This is a genomic window from Deltaproteobacteria bacterium PRO3 (assembly GCA_030263375.1).
GTDB lineage: Bacteria > UBA10199 > UBA10199 > DSSB01 > DSSB01 > DSSB01.
Window position 1 is genome coordinate 1 of sequence record SZOV01000154.1, and the last position, 4,967, is coordinate 4,967.

5 protein-coding genes are annotated in these 4,967 nt (G+C 67.5%); 3 read left to right on the forward strand and 2 right to left on the reverse strand.

The window, feature by feature from the left end; all coding sequences use genetic code 11:
* The first annotated feature begins 440 nt into the window (after positions 1 to 440).
* Both FBR05_14710 and FBR05_14715 read left to right on the forward strand, forming a co-directional pair.
* Positions 441 to 2,171, forward strand: a complete 1,731-nt coding sequence (locus FBR05_14710) for a thiamine pyrophosphate-binding protein (GenBank protein ID MDL1873429.1) — start codon at positions 441 to 443, stop codon at positions 2,169 to 2,171.
* Between the two features lie 9 nt (positions 2,172 to 2,180).
* Complete coding sequence (locus FBR05_14715; GenBank protein ID MDL1873430.1) at positions 2,181 to 2,720, forward strand: carboxymuconolactone decarboxylase family protein; 540 nt, start codon at positions 2,181 to 2,183, stop codon at positions 2,718 to 2,720.
* Here the strand turns inward: FBR05_14715 and FBR05_14720 are convergent.
* Together FBR05_14720 and FBR05_14725 are read right to left on the reverse strand one after the other, a co-directional pair.
* A complete protein-coding gene (locus FBR05_14720) occupies positions 2,717 to 3,400 on the reverse strand; it encodes a phosphoribosylanthranilate isomerase (GenBank protein MDL1873431.1) in 684 nt (227 codons plus the stop codon). The genes FBR05_14715 and FBR05_14720 overlap by 4 nt on opposite strands.
* Positions 3,400 to 4,140, reverse strand: coding sequence for an alpha/beta hydrolase (locus tag FBR05_14725; GenBank protein ID MDL1873432.1), 741 nt, complete (start codon positions 4,138 to 4,140; stop codon positions 3,400 to 3,402). Before FBR05_14725 ends, FBR05_14720 begins: the two co-directional genes overlap by 1 nt.
* A gap of 162 nt (positions 4,141 to 4,302) precedes the next feature.
* Between FBR05_14725 and FBR05_14730 the strand changes: the two genes are divergently transcribed.
* The coding region (locus FBR05_14730; GenBank protein ID MDL1873433.1) for a hypothetical protein at positions 4,303 to 4,967 on the forward strand (665 nt) is incomplete at its 3' end.

The following is a 4,967-nucleotide window of genomic DNA, read 5'->3' on the forward strand; positions in this document are numbered from 1 at the left end:
TGGCCGCCCAGGCCGGCATCGCCTTCGACGAGGCCCGGGCCGCGGCCCTGCTGCATCAAGCCTTGGTCAACGGCGTCGAGCTCTCCTTCCGCAACGCGGCCTGTTTCGCGCTCTCGCTCGACGAACCCAACGCCCGCATCCACCTCGAGACGGCCCGCGACTACTGCGCGCGCCTCCACCAGGTCTTTCCGGAAAACCGCGCTCGGGAGATCTTGGCCTTGATCCGCCGCCCGCTCCGTGAGCGACAGGCGCGCTTGGCGGAAGGACGGTGCTCCGCGCTGCTGCATCCCGGCCAGAGTTATTGGCCGGAAGAAGCGGCCGAAGACCCCTGATATCGCCGTATCGGATCCGTTCGAACTTTTTCTGAGTCCCTGGCTATTTTCGCGGGATTTATTCGCTAGGTGGCGCCACCGGAGGCGCGTTAAGATTCCTTCATCCGCATGAAGGCCACCGACTATATCCTGAACGCCCTGCGGCAAGAGCAACTCGATCACGTCTTCATGGTCCCGGGGGGCTTGATCGACAATTTCTACCCGGCGCTTTGCGCGACGCCGGGGATCCGCCCGATCGTCGCCGCGCACGAGGGCGGGGCCGCCTACATGGCCGACGGCTACGCGCGGGCCTCGGGGCGTTTCGGCGCCTGCTTCGTCATCGGCGGACCGGGCGTCACCAACGCCGTCACCGCGCTCTCCGCGGCCTTGACCGACCAGAGCCCAGTCTTCCTGCTCACCGGAGAGGTGCCGACGGATTGGGAGGGGCGCGGCGGCTTCCAAGACGCCAGCGCCGCTGGCCTCAACGACGTCGAGATCCTTCGCCCCGTCACCGCCTACGGCTACGAGGTCGAGAGCCCGCACCTGCTGCACTTCCACCTGCGCGCGGCCCTGCGCCAGATGATGGGAATCCGCCGCGCGCCGGTTCACTTGAGCGTGCCGGTCAACGTCCAGACCGCCGAGATCGCCGTGCCCTACGAGCCCTTGGCCCCGACTTATTATGCCCCGCGCCTCCTCGACGAAACCGCGACCCGGGCCTGCATCGAAAGTTTGAGCGGGAAAAACGGTGGGGAACCCCAGCGTCGCCTCGCGATCCTCGCCGGATACGGCGTCGATCGCTCCGGCGCCGCCGCGGCCCTGCGGGCCTTCGCGGAACGCTACGACATTCCCGTGGCCACCACCCTGCGCGCCAAGGGCGTCTTGCCCGAGGACCACCCGCTCTCGCTGGGCGTCTTCGGATACTCGGGGACCCGTCACGCCTGCGAGACGCTGCTCTCGGGCGAGGTGGAGGCCCTGATCGTCTTGGGTTCCGGCCTCAATCAGCGCGACACGATGTTCTGGGAAAGACGCTTCCGGCCGTCGCGCCTGCTCGTCCAGGTCGACCTCGATTCCGGCGTGATCGGCAAGAACTACGCCGTCGACGTGGCCGTGACGGGCGATTGTCTCCGCTTTTTGGAAAAGCTGAATGAGGGTTCGGAAGATTTCCAAAAGTCCCTCGATAGCGGCAGGCCCCTGCGAAGAGAGTGGCTACAGGCGATCCGGGCCAAAGGCCCGCGGCTTTACGAGCCCGAAAATGAGGCCAGTGACGCCGCGCCGATCCATCCCGCCCGCGCCGTCGCCGAGCTGCGCCGCGCCCTGCCCCGCGAGGGGGTCCTGCTGGTCGACTCGGGCGCGCACCGCGCCTTCGCCGGGCATTACTGGGAAGCCTACGGTCCCGGCCGCTATATCTCCGCCACCAACTTGGGCCCGATGGGCTGGGCGATTCCCGCGGGGATCGGCGCCAAGCTGGCGCGGCCCGAGCTGCCGCTCGCGGTGCTCACCGGCGACGGCTGCATGCAGATGCACGGGATGGAGATCGCTACCGCCGCCCGCTACCGCGTGCCGATGCTCTTCGTCGTGTTGAACAACCGAGCCTTGGGCAACGTCTACCTGCGGGCCCGCAAGATGGGCCCGGGCCCTGCGGACCTCACCGAGATCCCCCTCAAGGACTGGGCCGCCTTCGGCCGCGCGCTCGGCGCGGAGGGCCTCGTCGTCGAAAGGCCCGAGGAGCTGGCGGCGGCCTTCCAGCGCGGACTCGCCATGCCCGGGCCCTGCGTCGTCGACGTGCGCTGCGGTCGCGACTACGCGACGCCCGTCGCGCCCTGGACCCAGGCCAAGCAAGAATGGATGGACGACGAATAGGAGGCGCCCATGGCCCGACTGCCGGACCCCACCGCCGCCCTCGACCCCGAGGCCCGCAAACTCTACGACGCCATGGCGGCCAAGCGCGGCCGCATCGACGGGATGTACGGCGCCATGTTCAACCACCCGGCCTTGGTCGAGCACGTGGCCGATCTTGGCACCTACCTGCGTTTCGGTGCGACGCTGCCCGGCGAGATCCGCGAGCTGGCCATCCTGCTCGCCGCCCGCCGCTTGGGCGTGCCCTATGAATGGGTCAAGCATGTCCCGCCCGCCGAGGCCGCCGGCCTGAGCGCGGAGCTCCTCGAAGCGATTCGGCAAGAGCGGGAGCTCGGGGCCTTTTCGCCGCTTTACCCCAAAGTCGCCCAAGCGGTTTCAACCGTCTTGGCCCAACAATCGCTGCCTGCGGACCTGCAGGCGGGGCTGGAACAGGAACTCGGATTGAAGGGCGTCTTGGAATTGGTGATCTTGGTGGGCTTCTACCGAATGATCTCGGCCTTCATTCGGGCCTTCGACGTTCCCCTGCCCGCGGACGCCCGCCAGCCCTTTTAAGTGGCCGTTTCCACGAAAGCCTCCCGCGCCTCGCGGACAAAACGCCGGAGCAGCTCCGGATCTTTGCGACCCCGGGGATTTTCCACGCCCGTGTGTGCGTCGACGCCCGCCGGACGCACGCGGCGTATCGCCTCGCCGACGTTGCCCGGCCGCAGGCCGCCCGCCAGGATCAAGGGCCGGGCGACGCCCTCGGCCAGGCAGCGGCTGAGCTCCCAGTCGTGGGTCTTGCCCGTCGCGCCGCTCGCGCCGGTCGCGGGATCGAAGGTATCGGTGAGGAAGTAATCCGCAAAAGGCGCCCAGTCCCGCGCCTCCGCCTCGAGGTCCGCGATATCCTCGCCGCGCATCACCAAGCTGCGGATCAGGAGCCAGTCGGGTCGACAGCGCTTCAAGCCCTCGCCCAGCGCGGGTGCGGCGGGCCCGTGCAACTGCACCGCGCGGGTCCCCAAATAATTCCCCAAGGCGAGGATGGCCTCGAGGTCGCCCAAGTAGGTGATCAAGACGGGAAGGGTCGTAGGGGGCAATGTAGCGACGACGACCCGCGCCTCCGCCTCGCCCAAGTCTTCGCGGTGATGGTCCAGGCGGAAGGGCAGGCCGATCCAATCGACGCCGCAGTCGACTATGAGCCGCGCCTCCTCGACGTCGTGGACGCCGGCGATCTGGATGATCCCTCCCTTCGCCATCAACCGCCTCCGAAGCGCTCGGCCACCCAGGCATTGAAGGCCTCCGCCTCTTCCCAAAAGGGCATGTGCCCGCTCGTCTCGAACCAGACCAACTCGTCCGCCGGCCGCAGGGCCCGCAGCGCGGGCCCCTGGTCGCGGTGGAAACCGTGTCGCGCCAGGAGGCTGTGGACCGGCACGGGGAGCTTCGCGAAGGCCTCGCGATAATCCGCATGGGCGATCTCGGCATAATATTTAAGCGCAATCGGCGTCGGGGTCCGAAGGGAGTCGGCGACCATGCTTTCCAAAATCTCCGCCTCGGGCGGACGATAAAACATGCTCTTGACGAACTTGCGCGCGGCGCGCGGCCGATTGCGGTGAAAGGCGTGAGTCACTCCCGGCACGTGGAAGCGCGCGGGATCGCCCCAGGGCACGGACTCGAGGTTGACGAAGGCCGAGAAGGGAGCCGGGCCGTAGCGCCGCGCGTAGTCCCACAAGACCTCGGCGCCCATCGACCAACCCAGGCCGACCGCTCGGTCGATGCCGGCACCGCGCAGCAGCTCATGCAGGGCCGCGCTCGCGTCGGCCAGCGAATACCCCGCCTCCGATTTTTCCGAATCGCCGTGGCCCGGCAGATCCCAAAGCAAGAGCCGAAAGCGGTCGCGCAGGGCCTCCTGCCGCGTGAAACAACGATGGGACATGGTCCAACCATGGTTGAAGACCAAGGTCGGCCCCCGCCCTTCCAGCTTGGAAAAAAGTTCCATACTCTTCCTTTAAGCAAGGGCCTCCCGCGAGACCAGTTAAAAAAATTCGGTCGCGACCAACGCGGCGCATCAAATTTTTTTCACAACCTTCCGAAAGCATTATCGAAAACAGGAACCGACTCATCCCAAGAGATTTCACTTCCTACCGGGAAGGGAGGGCACATGAAAGTCTCGTCGGGGATGAAGCTGCAGTTTGAGGGCTTCGCGAATCCAACGACTCACGAAGCCGGGAAAGGGGCCTCGGCAAATTCCAATCAGGATCTGTTTCTTCGGCGGCTGAGCTTCGCGCTGCCCGCGGAGCTCCGCGCGCGGGTCCGTGGCGGCCCGGCCGAAGACGCAAGCCGCTTGCAGGCCTGGCTGGGCGCGCCCGCCGTGGCCGAGCTACTGGCCTTGCAATCCGAATCCGATCCGGAACTCTTCCTCCAAGGACATCTCCGACTGGCCCGATCCCTCGAGGCCGAGGAGAATTACGCCCCCGCGCTGATTCTGTACGAGACGCTCGCCGCGCAGGGCGATTTTGCAGAAATCCAAGCAAGGGCCCGAGGCCGGGCCGCGGCGATCTTGGGCACCGGCCCTGTCGGGGCGCGCGGCGAGTTCCTCCTGCGGCGCTTCGCCCGCGAGGCCACGGACCCCGCGAGCCTGCTGGCGATGGGCGCAGCGGGGGCGGTCTTCAAGACCGCCCGCGCCGCGACCCTATCCCGCCTTCTCTCCGCGCCCGGCGCGGGAGTTTTGACGCGCGGCGCGGGCGCGCGCACCGCGGCCTGGCTGACGGGCTTTTCCCTGGAGGCCCCGGCCTTCACCTTTAGCGCGCGAGGCCTGCATTATTT

Coding starts and splice junctions, on each gene's coding strand:
- FBR05_14710 (MDL1873429.1), top strand. CDS start 441: ATGAAGGCCACCGACTATATCCTGAACGCCCTGCGGCAAGAGCAACTC.
- FBR05_14720 (MDL1873431.1), bottom strand. CDS start 3,400: ATGGCGAAGGGAGGGATCATCCAGATCGCCGGCGTCCACGACGTCGAG.
- FBR05_14715 (MDL1873430.1), top strand. CDS start 2,181: ATGGCCCGACTGCCGGACCCCACCGCCGCCCTCGACCCCGAGGCCCGC.
- FBR05_14725 (MDL1873432.1), bottom strand. CDS start 4,140: ATGGAACTTTTTTCCAAGCTGGAAGGGCGGGGGCCGACCTTGGTCTTC.